14 protein-coding genes are annotated in these 17,976 nt (G+C 37.6%); 11 read left to right on the forward strand and 3 right to left on the reverse strand.

The window, feature by feature from the left end; all coding sequences use genetic code 11:
- The first annotated feature begins 61 nt into the window (after positions 1-61).
- On the forward strand, positions 62-2,413 hold the full coding sequence (locus EHW89_RS02560) for an HAD-IC family P-type ATPase (protein WP_126466592.1): 2,352 nt from the start codon (positions 62-64) through the stop codon (positions 2,411-2,413).
- Between the two features lie 44 nt (positions 2,414-2,457).
- Here EHW89_RS02560 and EHW89_RS02565 read toward each other — a convergent pair whose 3' ends face one another.
- Positions 2,458-2,811: a DUF3397 family protein gene (locus tag EHW89_RS02565; RefSeq protein ID WP_003025469.1), complete on the reverse strand. Its 354-nt coding sequence runs from the start codon at positions 2,809-2,811 to the stop codon at positions 2,458-2,460.
- Positions 2,812-2,973: 162 nt separating this feature from the next.
- On the opposite strand from EHW89_RS02565, the gene rplK reads away from it, so the two are divergent.
- The 10 genes from rplK to EHW89_RS02615 all read left to right on the forward strand — a co-directional run bounded on the left by rplK (position 2,974) and on the right by EHW89_RS02615 (position 13,907).
- Positions 2,974-3,399, forward strand: coding sequence for a 50S ribosomal protein L11 (gene rplK, locus EHW89_RS02570; RefSeq protein WP_003025466.1), 426 nt, complete (start codon positions 2,974-2,976; stop codon positions 3,397-3,399).
- A gap of 90 nt (positions 3,400-3,489) precedes the next feature.
- On the forward strand, positions 3,490-4,179 hold the full coding sequence (rplA, locus tag EHW89_RS02575; protein WP_003028216.1) for a 50S ribosomal protein L1: 690 nt from the start codon (positions 3,490-3,492) through the stop codon (positions 4,177-4,179).
- Positions 4,180-4,411: 232 nt separating this feature from the next.
- On the forward strand, positions 4,412-7,081 hold the full coding sequence (acnA, locus tag EHW89_RS02580; protein ID WP_126466593.1) for an aconitate hydratase AcnA: 2,670 nt from the start codon (positions 4,412-4,414) through the stop codon (positions 7,079-7,081).
- Complete coding sequence (locus tag EHW89_RS02585) at positions 7,078-8,196, forward strand: citrate synthase (RefSeq protein WP_003025458.1); 1,119 nt, start codon at positions 7,078-7,080, stop codon at positions 8,194-8,196. Before acnA ends, EHW89_RS02585 begins: the two co-directional genes overlap by 4 nt.
- The gene (gene icd, locus EHW89_RS02590; RefSeq protein WP_193552988.1) at positions 8,183-9,385 is read left to right on the forward strand and encodes an NADP-dependent isocitrate dehydrogenase; all 1,203 of its coding nucleotides are present in this window, start codon (positions 8,183-8,185) and stop codon (positions 9,383-9,385) included. The genes EHW89_RS02585 and icd overlap by 14 nt, the downstream gene beginning before the upstream one ends.
- Positions 9,386-9,608: 223 nt before the next feature.
- Positions 9,609-10,349, forward strand: a complete 741-nt coding sequence (gene pyrH, locus EHW89_RS02595) for a UMP kinase (protein WP_003025453.1) — start codon at positions 9,609-9,611, stop codon at positions 10,347-10,349.
- A gap of 3 nt (positions 10,350-10,352) precedes the next feature.
- Entirely contained in the window at positions 10,353-10,910 is a 558-nt protein-coding gene (gene frr / locus EHW89_RS02600; protein WP_003034284.1) for a ribosome recycling factor, read from the forward strand.
- 348 nt (positions 10,911-11,258) lie between these two features.
- Entirely contained in the window at positions 11,259-12,113 is an 855-nt protein-coding gene (gene cvfB, locus EHW89_RS02605) for an RNA-binding virulence regulatory protein CvfB (RefSeq protein WP_126466595.1), read from the forward strand.
- Between the two features lie 80 nt (positions 12,114-12,193).
- Positions 12,194-13,231 carry a DNA polymerase III subunit delta gene (holA, locus tag EHW89_RS02610; protein WP_021001445.1) on the forward strand — a complete coding sequence of 346 codons (1,038 nt, stop codon included), beginning with the start codon at positions 12,194-12,196 and terminating at the stop codon, positions 13,229-13,231.
- Between the two features lie 70 nt (positions 13,232-13,301).
- Positions 13,302-13,907: a superoxide dismutase gene (locus tag EHW89_RS02615; RefSeq protein ID WP_003025442.1), complete on the forward strand. Its 606-nt coding sequence runs from the start codon at positions 13,302-13,304 to the stop codon at positions 13,905-13,907.
- Positions 13,908-14,181: 274 nt separating this feature from the next.
- Here EHW89_RS02615 and EHW89_RS02620 read toward each other — a convergent pair whose 3' ends face one another.
- Both EHW89_RS02620 and EHW89_RS02625 read right to left on the reverse strand, forming a co-directional pair.
- Positions 14,182-15,543, reverse strand: a complete 1,362-nt coding sequence (locus EHW89_RS02620) for a bacteriocin secretion accessory protein (RefSeq protein ID WP_126466596.1) — start codon at positions 15,541-15,543, stop codon at positions 14,182-14,184.
- A 10-nt stretch (positions 15,544-15,553) separates the two neighbouring features.
- Positions 15,554-17,704: a peptide cleavage/export ABC transporter gene (locus EHW89_RS02625; RefSeq protein ID WP_126466597.1), complete on the reverse strand. Its 2,151-nt coding sequence runs from the start codon at positions 17,702-17,704 to the stop codon at positions 15,554-15,556.
- Between the last annotated feature and the right edge of the window lie 272 nt (positions 17,705-17,976).

Genomic DNA, 17,976 nt, shown 5'->3' on the forward strand with positions numbered 1-17,976 from the left:
TCTATGACCTAAGGATAACTTTTTTGATAGAATACTAATATGATTTGTGAATGGAGGCTATATGTCAGAACAGATATACACAGGGCTTAGCCAACAAGAGGTTGAAGAACGAATTCAAAAAGGCTTAGTCAATAAAGTAACAGTTAGCACGGAAAAAACAACTTGGCAAATCATTCAGTCGAATGTGTTTACTTATTTTAATTTTATATTTTTTGTCCTTGCTATGTTGCTAGTTATTGTACAATCATGGAATAATTTACTTTTTTTACCTATTGTTATTATCAATTCTTTGATTGGAATTGTTCAAGAGCTTAGAGCGCGCAAAATATTGAGCAACATGCAGTTACTTCATCACTATACAGCGATTGCAGTGCGAGACGGTAAAGAAATCCAACTAGAGACAAAAGATTTAGTACAAGATGATATCGTTCTTTTCTCGGCAGGGGACCAAATCTATGCAGATGCTAAGATTGTATCAGGTGAATTGAAAGTCAATGAATCACAGTTGACAGGAGAAGCGGATGAAATAGCAAAGCAAATAAGTGATACAGTTATGTCAGGCAGTTTTGTCGTATCTGGTAAAGCCTATGCTCGCTTGGAAAAAGTAGGTGATGAATCCTATATCAATCAACTGACGTTGAAAGCAAAAGAAGTATCTAGAAAAGAAGAATCTGAAATGGTACGTTCGGTCAATAATCTGGTTAAAGTGATTGGATTTTTGATTATTCCTTTGGGACTCATCTTATTTTTCCAAAGCTATGTGACCAATCATGAAAGTTTTCAGGTTAGTATTGTCTCTACGGTAGGAGCTATTATTGGGATGATTCCAGAAGGGCTTTATCTTTTGATGACTCTAGCGCTGGCTTTGGGAGCAGCTAGTCTAGCAAGACAGCAGGTTTTATTAAACAGCATGAAGGGAATTGAGTCTCTTTCTCGTGTAGATGTTTTGTGTGTAGATAAAACAGGAACCATTACGGAAAATACGATGAAAGTTGCACAAGTGCTCTCTGCTCAGCAAGACAAGAATGCCTCGCAGGAAGCTCTTAAACAATATTTGGCAGCAAGTCCAGATGAAAATGAAACGATTGTAGCAATTCGAGACTTTTTTGCTTCAGAAGTAGTAGAAAAGGCTTGGACCGTAGTGAAGACACTTCCGTTTAGTTCAAAGACCAAGTTTGGTGCTATTTCTTTCAAAGAAGGCAATTTTATTTTAGGTGCTCCAGAGTTTGTATTAAAAGAAAAGTTGGAAGAATATCGCAGCTATTTTCAACAATATGCAGAAAGCGGCTCACGCGTTCTTGTTTTTGCTGAATCAAAAGATCAGCCATTTACAGGTGATTTGACTCAAACAGTAGAACCCCTACTCTTCATCTTATTAGAAAATCCAATTCGAGAAAATGCAGCCGAGACCTTTTCATATTTTGATGTTCAAGGTGTGGAAGTCAAAGTTATTTCAGGAGATAATCCTGTCACAGTTGCTGCAGTGGCTACCAAAGCAGAGATTCCTCATGCTGAAAATTATGTAGACGCGCAAAACTTGGATACTGATGAAAAAATCACTCAAGCAGTTGAAAAATATACGGTCTTTGGTCGAGTGACCCCTCAGCAGAAACAAAAATTAGTCCAAGCACTTCAAACTAATCAACATAAAGTTGCAATGACAGGTGACGGTGTAAATGATATTTTAGCAATGAAGACTGCAGATTGCAGCATTGCTATGGAATCTGGCAACGATGCTACCAAACAGATTGCACAAGTTGTTTTGCTGGATTCTGACTTTTCGCATATGCCGCATATTGTGACAGAAGGACGTAGGGTTGTCAATAACATTCAACGTTCCGCTAGTTTATTTCTTGTAAAAAATATCTTTTCCATTTCACTAGCTATTTTGTCCAGTTTGTTTGCTTTTACCTATCCTTTGCAAGCATCACAAGTTTCCTTGATTAGTGCGTTCACTATTGGTATACCTGGATTTATGTTAGCTTTGGAGCCCAACAAGCAGCGCATTCGAGGGCGTTTCATCAGAACGGTTTTACAGAATGCGATACCAGCAGCTTTTGTTGATTTATTGGCCGTTTTGATTGTCATGGCTTGTGGTGGGATTTTTCGATTATCTACGCAAGAAGTGGCGACATCGTCTGTTATCTTATTAGCAGTAGTTGGTTTCATTATCATCATCAAGCTTATTCAGCCGCTCAATCGAATGAAAACCATTGTCGTACTCTTTAACATCATCGGCTTGGTGATTTCGGGCTTGTTATTTCACTCTATCTTTTTGTTATCCAAAATCTCACCGATTACCATTATCCTCACAGTCATTCTCTCCTTAATGTTAGAATCACTCATGAGACTGTTCCAATTCATAACAAATAAGTTATTTGCTCTATTTGATAAGTTCTCAACAAAATATTAAATATAAAAATATCGGAAGCAGATGAGTCTGTCCGATATTTTTTATTATTTTGTTAAAAATAAGCCAATCACCATGGCGAGGTAGAGAAAGAAGGTCAAAATAAAACCAGCTCGCCAGAAAAATTTAAAGAACTTAGGATAGTAAAAACTGCGTTTAACTCGAAGAAAGTAGATAGTAATGGCAATTGCTAAGGCAGAAAGGGCTAATGCTAATTCTGGTAAGAGACTGTGGTAGAAAGCTCTATCAGAGATGACATAGAATTCCAACACAAAAAGTGGAAAAGCCAAATCTGCAAAATTCAAGCCAAATCGTTTCAAGCGAAATAATTTAGTAATAATAATGGTTAAAATAATAGTTAAAAAGATAAATAAAATAGATGCGATTTTTAATAATGTCATACACATATTTTACCACAAAAATCGAGAAAAATAGAGAATTTTTTTAGTATTTTTTCTTGCAATTTAGTCGTTTTAGTGTATAATAGAAAGGTATGCAAGAAGCATACTTGTGGGAGGTAAAAATCTTACATTACCGCCAAAACCACAAAGGAGGATTTAAAAATGGCTAAAAAAGTCGAAAAACTTGTAAAATTGCAAATCCCTGCTGGTAAAGCTACTCCAGCTCCACCAGTTGGTCCTGCGCTTGGTCAAGCCGGTATCAACATCATGGGATTCACGAAAGAGTTCAACGCTCGTACAGCTGATCAAGCTGGTATGATTATCCCAGTTGTTATCTCAGTATATGAAGACAAATCATTTACTTTCGTAACAAAGACACCACCAGCTGCTGTTCTTTTGAAAAAAGCTGCAGGTGTTGAAAAAGGATCAGGTACACCAAACAAAACAAAAGTTGCAACAGTTACTCGTGCACAAGTACAAGAAATTGCTGAAACTAAGATGCCAGATTTGAACGCTGCAAACCTTGAGTCTGCAATGCGTATGATCGAAGGTACTGCTCGTTCTATGGGATTCACTGTTGTTGACTAATCAATAACACCCAAACCCGCAAGACTTCATCATTTCGAGAAGGACGTGGGAGATGAAAATCGATTGAACCACTTACAAGGAGAATAGAAAATGGCTAAAAAAAGCAAACAACTTCGTGCTGCTCTTGAAAAAATCGACAGCACAAAAGCATACAGTGTAGAAGAAGCTGTAGCACTTGCAAAAGAAACAAACTTTGCAAAATTTGACGCAACTGTAGAAGTTGCTTATAACTTGAACATTGATGTGAAAAAAGCGGATCAACAAATCCGTGGTGCAATGGTTCTTCCAAACGGAACTGGTAAAACTCAACGTGTGCTTGTTTTTGCACGTGGTGCAAAAGCAGAAGAAGCAAAAGCTGCTGGTGCAGACTTCGTTGGTGAAGATGACCTCGTTGCAAAAATCAACGGTGGCTGGCTTGACTTTGATGTCGTAATTGCTACACCTGATATGATGGCACTTGTTGGACGTCTTGGACGTATCCTTGGACCACGTAACTTGATGCCAAACCCTAAAACTGGTACTGTAACAATGGATGTTGCAAAAGCAGTTGAAGAATCTAAAGGCGGTAAAATTACTTACCGTGCAGATCGTGCAGGTAACGTACAAGCTATCATTGGTAAAGTTTCATTTGACGCTGATAAGTTGGTTGAAAACTTCAAAGCATTCCACGATGTGATTGCAAAAGCTAAACCAGCTACAGTAAAAGGAACTTACATGACAAATCTTACTATCACCACTACTCAAGGTGTGGGTATTAAGGTTGATGTTAACTCACTTTAATTTAGAATCTAAAACTCTATCTTCGGATGGAGTTTTTCTTTTGCTAAAATCAAAAGCGTTGGATTGATGAATTCATCGCTTTTTATATTTGGAATAAAATTTGCAGGGAGATACATATTTAAAACAAAAATCTTTTATGTTATATTTTATAACATATTTTTCAAAAAACTATTGCATGAATTTTTGTAAAATTGTATAATATAAAATAATTATTCCTAGTGGGAGGTTTCTCATGCTAACATATAAATCTATATTATATCAAGATAAGCGAGAATATAGCTATATTGATCTCGAAAAAGCGGCATTAGATATGGGTGGAAACTTAGACAATCTTCCTTATTCTATTCGCATATTATTAGAAAGTCTTTTGCGAAAAGAAGATGGTAATGTTGTAAGAAAACATCACATAGAGAATCTGATGCACTATCAAGCTGTTAAACCAAAAGGTGAAGTGCCCTTTAAACCAAGTCGTGTTATTTTACAGGATTTTACGGGAGTACCAGTTGTTGTTGACTTGGCAAGTATGCGCGATGCAGTTGTAACAAATGGGGGAGATCCAGAACTTATCAATCCTGAAATTCCTGTGGATTTAGTCATTGACCATAGTGTGCAAGTTGATTGTTATGGCTGTGAGACTGCTTTGGAAGAAAATATAACAAAAGAATTTTCACGTAATAATGAGCGGTATGAATTTTTGAAATGGGCTGAGCAATCTTTTGATAATTATCGTGCAGTTCCACCAGCAACTGGGATTATTCACCAAGTTAATATTGAATTCCTTAGTGATGTTGTTATTGAAAAAGACGGCATGCTTTATCCAGATTCAATGTTTGGAACAGACAGTCATACAACAATGATCAATGGAATAGGGGTTCTTGGCTGGGGAGTTGGAGGGATTGAAGCAGAAGCTGCTATGTTGGGAGAAGCTTCTTATTTTCCAGTTCCAGAAGTGATTGGTGTACGCTTAGTTGGGAAATTGCCTAAGATTGCAACGGCAACAGACTTAGCTTTAAAAGTAACGCAACGATTACGACAAGAAAATGTAGTTGGAAAATTTGTAGAATACTTTGGGGAAGGACTAGCAACACTTAGTTTGGCAGACCGCGCAACAGTTGCAAATATGGCGCCAGAATATGGAGCAACCTGCGGTTACTTTCCTATTGATGAAGAGACCCTTCGTTATATGCGATTAACAAATCGGAAAGAAGAACATATTGCGTTAACGAGGCTCTATGCTCAAAAGAATCATCTATTTTATGATGAAAAAGTGGAGCCAATTTATTCAAAAATTGTTGAGATTGATTTGTCCACCATTGTTCCAAGTATTTCTGGTCCCAAACGGCCACAGGATTTAATTGAATTGACAAATGCTAAGCAAGAATTTCAAGCGAGTCTTATCCGAGAAGCTGGTGTTCGAGGTTTTGGTTTGCCAAGAGAGGAATTGAGGAAGACAGCGACGGTATTGTTTGATGATTATGAAGAAGAGATTAAAACGGGTCATGTCGCTATTGCAGCAATTACTAGTTGTACCAATACCTCCAACCCATATGTCTTAATGGCGGCAGGCTTAGTAGCTAAACATGCTGTGGAAAAAGGATTGCGTGTTTCAAAGACAGTCAAAACATCACTTGCACCAGGCAGTAAGGTTGTTACGGCCTATTTGAAGGAGAGTGGTCTCCAAGTCTATCTGGACAAATTAGGTTTTAATGTTGTTGGATATGGCTGCACCACTTGCATTGGCAATTCTGGAAATTTGTTACCAGAAGTGGCAAAAGCAATTACGGATACGGATTTACTTGCTAGTGCTGTCCTATCAGGTAATCGGAATTTTGAAGGACGAATCAATCCTTTGGTTAAAGCAAATTTTTTAGCTAGTCCGCCACTGGTGGTCGCTTATGCTTTAGCTGGGAATACAAATATTGATTTAACAAGTGAACCGCTTGGATATGATAGGAATGGACTACCTGTTTACTTCATGGATCTTATGCCAAATCATGATTTGGTAGCAGACTATGTACAAAAATACGTTACCAGTAGTTTGTTTAAAAAAGAGTATGAGCATGTTTTTACTGATAGTGAAAAATGGAATCAAATTCCAACAACAAAGTCGAAAATCTATCACTGGAATCAAGCCTCTACTTATATACAAAATCCTCCTTACTTTGATGGCTTGGAAGATGATACAAACATTCAACCGTTGAAAAATCTAGCTGTTTTAGCAAAATTTGGAGATACGATTACGACAGATCATATTTCTCCAGCAGGAAATATTGCTAGAAATAGTCCAGCAGCATCATATCTAGAGGAACATGGTGTAAGCTATCAAGACTTTAATTCTTATGGTAGTCGTCGTGGGAATCATGAAGTAATGATGAGAGGCACCTTTGCCAATATTCGGATAAAAAATGAACTAGCAGCTGGAAAACTTGGTGGTTATACAAAATATAAGGGTGAATTGATACCGATTTATGAAGCTGCTATGTGTTATAAGAAAGAAAAAGTGGATACGATTATTTTGGCAGGTCGCGATTATGGTATGGGTTCTAGTCGTGATTGGGCAGCTAAAGGAGCAAATCTTTTGGGTGTTAAAGTGGTTTTAGCTGAAAGTTTTGAAAGAATTCATCGTTCCAATTTAGTCATGATGGGCATTCTTCCTCTTCAATATTTGGACGGCGAAAATGCTCAACATCTTGGATTAACTGGAAAAGAAACGTTTGATATTCAATTGCCGAAAGAGCCACAGGTAGGACAAGTCATAACGGTTATTGCAAAAGAAGGCGATCGAATTGCACGATTTAAAGCACGTCTTCGTTTTGATGCAGACGCGGATATTCGTTATTATGAAAATGGGGGAATTTTACCAATGGTGGTTAGAAAGAAATTGCAAGAGGTAAAACAATGACACAAAGCAATGGTTTAAAAGATACGATTGCCTGTGAGACTCGTATCAGTCAGATTATAGATGATACTCTTTCTTATGCAGGCTATAATATTTCCGAATTGATGGAGAATAATGCAAGTTTTGAAGAAGTTATTTACCTACTTTGGAATTTGCATTTACCAACTCAGATTGAATTGAAACATTTTGTGAACGATTTACGTGCCAACTATGCCATTAGTGATGCGGTGGAACAATGTATTCTCATCCAGTCGCGCAAGCATCTGCATCCAATGAGTGTATTACGTTCTACAGTTAGTCTTTTAGGAGTCTATAATATCCATGCTGAAGAGACGTCTCTAGAAGCAACTTATGAACAAAGTATTCAATTGATGGCTAAGATTCCAACGATTATTGCAACATTTACAAGGTTGAGATCGGGGCAAACTCCGATTGAACCGAGAAAAGATTTAGGATTTGCAGCGAACTTTTTATATATGTTAAATGGGCAGGAACCATCAGAATTAGAAATTCGAGCTTTCAATCGTGCTTTGGTTCTTCATGCAGATCACGAGTTAAATGCTTCCACTTTTGCAGCGCGGGTCTGTGCTTCCACTTTAACCGATATTTATTCTTGTGTGACGGCGGCAATCGGCGCTTTAAAAGGGTCACTTCATGGAGGTGCCAATGAATGCGTCTTTGACATGTTAAAGGAAATTAAAGCAGAGGGAGATACGAATGCATATTTGGATCGAAAATTAGCCTCACATGAAAAAATCATGGGCTTTGGTCATCGTGTTTATAAAACACAGGATCCTCGTGAAAAATATTTGCGAGAAATGGCAGAGGAATTGACAAAGGGAACAGAAAAAGAAATTTGGTACCAGATTTCAGAAGAAATAGAACGTTATATGAAGCACACCAAGCATTTGATACCGAATGTAGATTTTTACTCAGCAACGGTTTATCATGTTTTAGGTATTGACAGTAGTATTTATACATTGATTTTTGCAATGAGTCGGGTGTCTGGCTGGATTGCTCACATTCAAGAGCAACGCAAAAATAATAAGTTGATTAGACCTCGCTCTCATTATGTTGGCGCTCAAAATTTACATTATATTCCTATTGGGAGGAGATAAAATGGCAGAAAGAATTCGTCTTGTGAATAAGAAGTTGCTAGTTCCAGATAATCCCATTATCCCTTATATCGAAGGTGATGGAATTGGGCATGACATTTGGAAAAATGCACAGCTTATCTTGGATAAAGCGGTGGAGATAGCTTATGGAAGCAGTAGAAAGATTTTTTGGAAAGAGATATTGGCGGGAGAAAAAGCCTTTCGTTTGACAGGAAAATGGTTGCCAGAAGAGACTTTAACGACAATCCAGCATCATTTAGTTGCGATTAAAGGTCCTCTTACAACTCCTGTTGGTGGTGGCATTCGGTCTTTAAATGTTGCCTTGCGTCAAGAACTAGATCTCTACGCTTGTGTACGTCCCGTACGGTATTTTGCGGGCGTTCCTAGCCCACTACGACATCCTGAAAAGACGAATATGACAATTTTTCGTGAAAATACCGAAGATATTTATGCAGGAATTGAATGGGAAGGTGAGTCTGATGAGGCTCAACAAGTGATACAATTTTTACAAAAGGAAATGGGAATTGATAAAATTCGTTTTCCGAAGACGAGTGCTATTGGCATTAAACCAATTTCACGCCAAGGAAGTGAACGGTTGATTCGTGCAGCGATTCATTATGCTCTATCTGCCAATGTAAAAAACGTAACTCTGGTTCATAAAGGGAATATCCAAAAATTTACAGAAGGTGGTTTCAGAAAATGGGGCTATGAGCTTACCGAGAAGGAGTTTGCAAAGGAATTAGCAGCTGGGCAATTGATTGTGACAGATGTGATTGCAGATAATTTTTTACAACAAATTCTATTAAATCCTGAAAAATTTCAAGTAGTAGCTTTGACAAATTTGAATGGGGATTATGTTAGTGATGCTCTGGCTGCTCAAGTCGGCGGCATTGGTATTGCTCCTGGAGCTAATATCAATTATGAAACAGGTCATGCTATTTTTGAAGCAACGCATGGAACGGCTCCTGACATTGCAGATCAAAATAAAGCAAATCCTTGTTCACTTTTGTTGTCTGCCTGCATGATGTTTGATTACATTGGGTGGTCCGAAGCTGCGCAAGTTATTATAAAAGCGATTGAAAAAGCGTTAGCACTTCAAAAGATGACAGATGATTTTGCTAGTCAGATAGAAGGTGTTCCTGCGCTTTCAACGAGTGATTTCACTCAGGTTTTATTAGATTTTTTAGCTTAGGTTCTGATTTTTACATATGAAACAAACGGCAAAGAAGCTGAGACAAAAGTTTCTGATTTCAATATTCGTTGCATAATGAATGAACGACACCATAGCTGGTTGCTCAAATAGCATAGCAAACTATCTTCTCCCTTTTATCGAAATTTTTATTTTTTAAAGAATTTGACTATATAAAAATCTCAAAATATGGTAAAATAGTACAGATAAAGTAAGGAGAATAAAAATGGTAGCCCCGAAATATAAACGTATTTTAATCAAATTATCAGGTGAAGCTCTTGCTGGTGAGAAAGGGATTGGAATTAACATTTCAACCGTTCAAAAAATGGCAGAGGAAATCAAGGAAGTACATGATTTGGGTATTGAAATTGCCCTTGTTATCGGCGGTGGGAATCTCTGGCGTGGAGAGCCTGCGGCAGAAGCAGGAATGGATCGTGTGCAGGCTGATTACACAGGAATGTTAGGAACAGTCATGAATGCCTTGGTCATGGCAGATTCACTTCAACAAGTGGGTGTGGATACGCGAGTACAAACAGCGATTGCGATGCAGCAAGTAGCAGAACCTTATATTCGTGGACGCGCTCTGCGACACTTGGAAAAAGGACGTATCGTTATTTTCGGTGCTGGAGTTGGTTCTCCCTACTTCTCAACAGATACAACAGCTGCCCTTCGTGCGGCTGAGATTGAAGCTGATGCGATTCTTATGGCAAAAAATGGTGTAGACGGCGTTTATAACGCTGATCCGAAGAAAGATAAGACTGCGGTGAAATTTGATGAATTAACCCACCGTGACGTGATTAACAAAGGTCTTCGTATCATGGATTCAACGGCTTCAACTCTTTCAATGGATAATGACATTGACCTTGTTGTCTTTAATATGAACGAACCTGGTAATATCAAACGCGTTGTCTTTGGTGAGCAAATCGGAACAACCGTTTCAAATAATGTAGAAAAAGAAGAGGAATGATTTATGGCAAATGCAATTGTAGAAAAAGCGAAAGAAAGAATGACACAGTCACACCAAAGTTTGGCGCGTGAATTTGGCAGCATTCGTGCTGGTCGTGCGAACGCAAGCCTTTTGGATAGGATTTCAGTTGAGTACTACGGAGTGGAAACTCCGCTCAATCAAATCGCGTCTATCACGATTCCTGAAGCGCGTGTTCTTTTGGTGACGCCATTTGACAAATCTTCTATCAAAGATATTGAGCGCGCACTCAACGCTTCTGATCTTGGCATCACCCCTGCAAGTGATGGTACGGTTATTCGTTTGGTCATTCCTGCTTTGACAGAAGAAACTCGCCGTGACCTTGCTAAGGAAGTGAAGAAGGTCGGCGAAAATGCTAAAATTGCTATTCGTAATATCCGCCGTGACGCTATGGATGAAGCTAAAAAGCAAGAAAAAGCAAAAGAAATTACTGAAGATGAATTGAAAACACTTGAAAAAGATATTCAAAAAGTTACAGATGAGGCTGTTAAGCATATTGATGATATGACTGCCAGCAAGGAAAAAGAATTGATTGAAGTGTAAGCTTTTCTCTGTATGTAGTAAAAAATAGAAAGCAAGGAGGGGGGGGACGAAATCAGTCGTTTCCTAGAAACTTGATTTCGTCCCACTTCCGCAAAGTTGAGTAGGGCTGTAAAAGTTGATTGATTAACGAGTTAGAGCCCACTCAGCAGTGATTGATTAGGCACTAAAGTGCCAAATAATTGTGCATGGGAAACTCTAATTGACTAAAGTCAACATAGTTTCTCCAAATCACTGCGTCTTAGAATGATAACTATATAAACAAAGGAAGCTGAACACTTTTGTTCCAGCTTCTTCTTTTGAAGTAGGAAGAAAGTTTCATATCCGCTTCGAACGATAGAAAGATAAAAAATGAATACAAATCTTGCAACATTTATAACAGGTCTTGTAACCGATGAAAATGATCGTTTTTACTTTGTCCAAAAAGACGGGCAGACGTATGCTTTAGCTAAAAAAGAGGGGGAGCATCAGCTGGGCGAATCGGTCAAGGGCTTTGCTTACAGCGACATGAAGCAGAAACTTCGCTTGACGACTCTTGATGTAACAGCGACCCAGACGACTTTTGGCTGGGGAGCAGTGACGGATGTTCGTAAGGACTTAGGTGTTTTTGTTGATACAGGACTTCCAGATAAGCAAATTGTAGTGTCTCTCGACATTTTGCCAGAAATAAAAGAACTTTGGCCTAAAAAAGGCGACCGCCTCTATATTCGTTTGGATGTAGACAAAAAAGACCGCATTTGGGGGCTTTTGGCCTACCAAGAAGATTTCCAGGAATTAGCTCGTCCAGCCTATAATAACATGCAAAATCAAAATTGGCCGGCTATTGTTTATCGTTTGAAGTTATCTGGAACCTTTGTCTATTTGCCTGAAAATAACATGCTGGGCTTTATCCATCCCAGCGAGCGCTATGCTGAGCCGCGTCTGGGCCAGGTATTGGATGTGCGTGTCGTTGGTTTTCGTGAGGTGGATAGGACTTTGAACCTTTCGCTCAAACCACGCTCTTTTGAAATGCTGGAAAATGATGCTCAGATGATCCTAACTTATCTGGAGACTAACGGTGGCTTCATGACCTTGAATGATAAGTCAGCTCCAGAGGATATTAAGGCGACTTTCGGCATTTCCAAGGGACAGTTTAAAAAAGCCCTGGGTGGCCTCATGAAAGCTGGTAAGATTAAACAGAACGCGACTGGGACGGAGTTGATTTGAGATACCAATTTGCTTTGCTTTCGAGATTTTTGGTAAAATAAAAAATATGAATCAAATAAACCTCATAAAAGGAGGCCGTTGTGTTAGCAATTGAAGAGATTAAAACAGTAAATCTGACAAATTTACCTAATCTGACAATTTTGACTGGTGATGATACAGGGCAATTTGAATTGATGAAATCACAATTTTTACGTCAAATTCAATACGATGCTGCAGATTTAAATATGACTTACTTTGATATGAAAGAAGCCGTTTATCCAGATGTGGAGATTGATCTAGTGAGTTTGCCCTTCTTTTCTGAAGAGAAGATCGTCATTTTGGATCATTTTTTGGATGTGACAACAGCTAAAAAATGCTATTTGACGGATGATGAGCTAAAATCTTTTGAGCAATATTTGGAAAATCCTGCAGATACGACAAAATTAGTCATTTTTGCAGAAGGGAAGTTAGACAGTAAACGGCGAATTGTAAAATTGCTCAAGCGAGATGGTAAAATTTTTGAAGCAAGTGAGCCAAAAGAGCAGGAGCTGCGGGCATACTTTAGTAAGTTGGCTCAGGAACAAGGATTAGAATTTAGTTCACCAGTTTTCGAGGAATTGTTTGTCAAATCCGGCTTTGATTTTAGTGAAATTAGTAAAAACTTAGCTTTTTTAAAGGATTATAAAAAAGATGGCATCATTACAAGCGATGACATTGCTGAAGCAATTCCAAAAACTTTACAGGATAATATTTTTGATCTTACCCAGATGATTTTGCATCAAAAGGTAGATGCGGCAAGAAGCTTGGTGCGAGACTTGACATTGCAAGGTGAAGATGAAATCAAGCTGATTGCGATTATGTTGGGCCAGTTTCGTATATTTGCACAAGTGAAAATCCTCTTTGAAAATGGACGTAATGAAAGTCAGATTGTAGCAGACTTGTCCAGTTATTTAGGACGAAAGGTGAATCCTTTTCAAATCAAATATGCTTTGCGTGATGTGCGATCTTTACAGCTTGATTTTCTAAAAAAAGTACTTGCTTGCTTGATTGAAACAGATTACCAAATCAAGTCTGGAGTTTATGAGAAAAGTTACTTATTTGACTTGGCTTTGTTAAAGATTGCTACCCACAACTTATAAGCAAATAAGTTGAAAATTCTGTAGGTCTACGTTATCATTTTCATATAAAATGAAAAAGGGGAACAAACCAATGGCAATTATTTTACCTGATTTACCTTATTCTTACGATGCTTTGGAACCGTATATTGATGAAGAAACGATGCACTTGCATCATGACAAACACCACAATACTTATGTCAATAATGTAAATGCGGCTCTGGCAAAACACCCTGAAATCGGTGAGGATTTGGAGCAACTTTTGTCAGATGTAGAAACCATTCCAGCGGATATTCGTCAAGCTGTTATCAATAACGGTGGTGGTCATCTCAACCATGCTCTTTTCTGGGAATTGATGACGCCAGAAAAGACAGAGCCGTCAGCAGCATTAGCAGCAGACCTTGAAGCAACATTTGGTTCATTTGAGGATTTCAAAGCAGCATTTACAACAGCTGCGACAAGTCGCTTCGGTTCAGGTTGGGCTTGGCTGGTGGTCAATAATGATGGTAAATTAGAAGTGACTTCAACTGCTAATCAAGACACACCAATCTCTGAAGGGAAAACACCAATTTTAGGAATTGATGTTTGGGAACATGCTTATTATGTGAAGTACCGCAATGTTCGTCCAGATTACATCAAAGCCTTCTTCTCAGTCATCAACTGGAATAAGGTTAATGAATTGTACGCAGCAGCAAAATAAGGTGTGCAATGAGATAGAAAAAACGAATCTGATTAGGTTCGTTTTTTTCTGTTATAGTAAAATTACCTATAAATTCCTTCCAAATAAAACCAGATTTGTTGTTTGAGGAATTTCAGAGAATGATCATTGGTTCGATCAATGACACCGAAAACAAGATAGTGATTTCTAAACAGCAGTTCATAATCAATATTTTCTCCGACAATAATAATTTTTCCTCCTTGTAAAATATCTTATCATATAAGACAATCTTCTGATGAGTAAAATCCTTAAACAGTCATTCAACGTTGTTTAACAGTTTATCTTTGTAGTAATGAAAGAATGATTTTTTCGCAATGACACTCGTTACTTGTCCTTGCAAACCGTATTTCAAGATTTGGCTATCTCTTTTAGATACGGAGGCTTTTGCAGTAATTTTAAACAGGTTTCCCTGTTTTGTTTCTGTAGCAGAAGTGTCAATGCTGTTAATTCTACCGATAATAGTGATTGTCTGATTTCCAATTTTTTCTAAGGTAAGTCGGGAAGTTTGTCCCTTTTTTAAATTGGTCATATAGGCTGAAGGCACGTAATAGGTGATAAGAACTTCTTTTGTTTTCGTGATATCTGGATAGATCTGAGCAATTTCCGTTCCTTTGGGGAGTAAAGACTTCCCTTTGAGCGCACTGCTGATATGAAGAATTCCTGCTTTGGGAGCAGTTAGTTGATTATTTTGAAGTTGAGCAGTTGCTTGGTTCAATTGATTTTGCAAATCGATTATCTGAGTTGTAAGGGTTCTTAATTCTTGCTCTGTGGTCTGGATAAATTGTGTGCGAAGTACCTCAATTTTAGTCGAAAGACTATTGTCATAGGTCGTTGCAGTTCCGGCACTAGCTTTTTGAATCTTTAGATTGGCTAGGGAAGATTTGAGGTTGGATATATTCGTATTAATCTGAGATAGGTATTGATTTGTAGTTGACGGATTGGGTTTGACGTTATATTCATTTTTATATAGGTTAAAGGTTGCTTGATGAGGATTGCTTTTTGGCAAATTTGAAACGTTGCTAGAAATGGCATGATATAGTTCATGATAGTCATTCATTTGTTTTGTTAATTCGTTCATTTGCTCATCAATAGCAGCAATCGTATGGTTGGTTAAAGAAGCTTGTTTACTAACTTCGGAATTATTTTTTGAAATGCCGATAGTTAAATCTTCTGATTGTTTGATAAAATTGTTAAATGTGTTGGCATAGCCAAACTCATCTTTATCTGTAAAAAGATTTGTTCCCTGCTGTAAACTGTTTTTTAATGTTTCTAATTCTGCTTTTTGCCGTTGATAGCTGGCAAGCTGCGTTTCAATGGCTGTTTGTTGGGAAGCTTCCATATTTTTTGTATATTGAACCAACAACTCTCCTTCGGTGACGGTCTTATTTTCAGCTAAATGATTGGTCAGAACCGTATTGTCACTGGTTGACTGAATCATGGCAATGACTTTCATCGGTGTGATTTCGCCAATGGATTTGACAGTCACTTCTTTTTGACCGATAAAGGAAAAGAGGACAAGAAATAGAACGAAGAATACCAAAGGCAGAATGAGAATGGTCGCAAAGTTGTGGTATCTTCGATGATAAAATTCTGCACTTTTAAACAGATTGGGATTCATAATTTACTCCTTATTTATTAAATAGATGATAATAAAAACCTTTTCTTTCTATCAATTCAGTATGAGAACCAGTTTCAATCACTTTTCCTTGGTCAAGGACGATAATCTGATTTGTACGCTTTGAAATGCTGAGACGATGAGCAACAAAAATAATGGTTTTGTCGGGGAATTTCATGAGATTATCAATGACTTTTTTCTCTGTTAGAACATCTAATCCACTCGTTGCTTCATCTAAAATGAGAATGGGAGATTTCGTCAGCAGAGCGCGTGCAAGTGCGATTCGCTGTTTTTGCCCACCAGATAATCCAGCTCCGTCAGACAATTCTGTCTGGTATCCCATGGGCATTTGTTCGATATCTGAACGAATTTCTGCAATTTCACAGGCACGAAGAATATCTGATTGGGAAACTGTTTGATCGGCTCCTAATGTGAGGTTGTCTAGAATGGAACCACTAAAGATGTAAGCTTGCTGAGGTAAGTAGTTGATATATTGCCGAAGAACTTTCTTATCAATTGTCTTGAGGTCATTTCCATTGAGGCGAATTTGTCCTTGATAAGGCTCATAAAAATAAACAATCATCTTAGCAAGTGTTGTTTTTCCCGAACCGCTAATACCGACAAGACTGATTTTATCTCCCTTCTTGATAGTTAAACTAATATCTGATAAAGTATCTCGTCCAAAGCCATATTTATAGGAGACGTTATGAAAAGTAATATCACCAGCTAAGAAATTTTTCTCCGTAAGGACTTGTTTGGTTTTGAATTCAGATTCTACCAGATAAACTTCATTCAGTCGATGATTGGCAACTTTAGCTGATTGCAGTTTGGTTTGAAGATTGATGATACTTTCAAGCGGGTTTGTAAAATACGAAAGGAGTGCATTGAAAGTAATCAGTTGTCCAATCGAAATTTTTTGAGACATAGCCAAAGAGGCTCCGACCCAGAGAATAATCACATTCAAAATAAATTGTGCTCCTTGTTTGAGCGCTGCCTGCATAATGGAATATTTACTTAATTTGAAAGTTTTATCCAGATAATCAACAAACTCGCTATCAATTTTTTGGTAACGACTTTCTTCGCTAGTTAAAGATTTAATGGTTTCAATTCCATTGATATCTTCGATAATAGCAGAATTCACCATAGCATTGCTTTGCATAACATCGTTGTTCATTTTTTCAAAAGGGTTCATAAAAGCAAAAATAATGAGAGCGTAGATAGGAATTGCAAGTAAAGTGAGTAAAAAGAGATGGGCATTTTGCAGTAAAAGAACACTACCGACAATCATCACAATGGACAAATCAAGAAAGAGAGACAGGATAGTTGAAGCTAGAGCATCAATAATGGAGTTGGCATCTGTAAAACGAGAAATAATCTCTCCAGTGCGTCTCGTCGCAAAAAAGGACATTGGCAATTCAAAAATATGCCGAATATAAGACAAAATCACATCAATTGTTAATCGTTGACTGAGCACTGTTAGCAGGTAGTCTCTTGAAAAACTCATCATTTGCTGTAAGATGTAGGCAATGATAAGTCCAATCGAAATAATCCCAAGAGTTGATTTCATCTGATTTGGGATGTATTCGTCCAAAACACTTTGCAGATAATAGGAGCCAACAATGTTGATGAAGGTCACGAGCAAACTAGCTAAGACAATATAAAAAATCAAAGAACGCTGTTTAAAGATGAGTGGTAAAAAGCTAGCAAGTCCATTTTTCTTATCCTTATGAGGTTTATAGTTAGGTTTTGGTGCGAGAAAGATAGCAACACCTGTCCATTCTTTAGTAAATTGTTCTTTGCTAATCTTAGTTATTTTGACAGTTGGATCAGGATCACTGATAAGCAAGTGCTTTTTTTCGTTTTTATAAACGACATAATAATGCTGGAGCTTACCGTTTTTGTTGACATGTACGATGAAAGGATAGGGAAGCTCTTCTGTATCAAACAATGTCATGTCTGCTTGGATTGGTCGGGTTTCAAAGTCCATTTCTTTTGCTGCTTTGACAATTCCAAGTGCAGTTGTCCCTTCTTTGTCTGTCTTTGCGAGCTCTCTCAAGTGTGCTAAAGAATAATTTGAACCATAGTATTTAGCAATGGAAGCCAGAGCAGCAACACCACAATCTCTAGCATCTATTTGTGGAACAAACGATTTTTTAAAATTCACTATAATGTTTTCCTTTCGTTTTGTAATGTTATTTTCTCAAAAAGCGCAAGAAAAAGAGCATTTTAATCTTAAATGGTCGTTCTGATGTCTTAAATGGTTAAAAAATACCATTCAAGATGTGAAAGCTACCATTCAGGCTTATTTTAAATTAACTAGAATTGTTACTTTATACTGTATATATACAATAAAGGAAGTTGAAAATAATTGATGATTCTGTTTATCATATCTTGTCATTTTTTCATTCTTCCTATATAATGAGGTATATAAGTTAG

Source organism: Streptococcus periodonticum (genome assembly GCF_003963555.1).
Classification (GTDB): Bacteria; Bacillota; Bacilli; order Lactobacillales; family Streptococcaceae; genus Streptococcus; species Streptococcus anginosus.

Coding starts and splice junctions, on each gene's coding strand:
- EHW89_RS02560 (WP_126466592.1), top strand. CDS start 62: ATGTCAGAACAGATATACACAGGGCTTAGCCAACAAGAGGTTGAAGAA.
- EHW89_RS02565 (WP_003025469.1), bottom strand. CDS start 2,811: ATGACATTATTAAAAATCGCATCTATTTTATTTATCTTTTTAACTATT.
- rplK (WP_003025466.1), top strand. CDS start 2,974: ATGGCTAAAAAAGTCGAAAAACTTGTAAAATTGCAAATCCCTGCTGGT.
- rplA (WP_003028216.1), top strand. CDS start 3,490: ATGGCTAAAAAAAGCAAACAACTTCGTGCTGCTCTTGAAAAAATCGAC.
- acnA (WP_126466593.1), top strand. CDS start 4,412: ATGCTAACATATAAATCTATATTATATCAAGATAAGCGAGAATATAGC.
- EHW89_RS02585 (WP_003025458.1), top strand. CDS start 7,078: ATGACACAAAGCAATGGTTTAAAAGATACGATTGCCTGTGAGACTCGT.
- pyrH (WP_003025453.1), top strand. CDS start 9,609: ATGGTAGCCCCGAAATATAAACGTATTTTAATCAAATTATCAGGTGAA.
- frr (WP_003034284.1), top strand. CDS start 10,353: ATGGCAAATGCAATTGTAGAAAAAGCGAAAGAAAGAATGACACAGTCA.
- cvfB (WP_126466595.1), top strand. CDS start 11,259: ATGAATACAAATCTTGCAACATTTATAACAGGTCTTGTAACCGATGAA.
- EHW89_RS02615 (WP_003025442.1), top strand. CDS start 13,302: ATGGCAATTATTTTACCTGATTTACCTTATTCTTACGATGCTTTGGAA.
- EHW89_RS02620 (WP_126466596.1), bottom strand. CDS start 15,543: ATGAATCCCAATCTGTTTAAAAGTGCAGAATTTTATCATCGAAGATAC.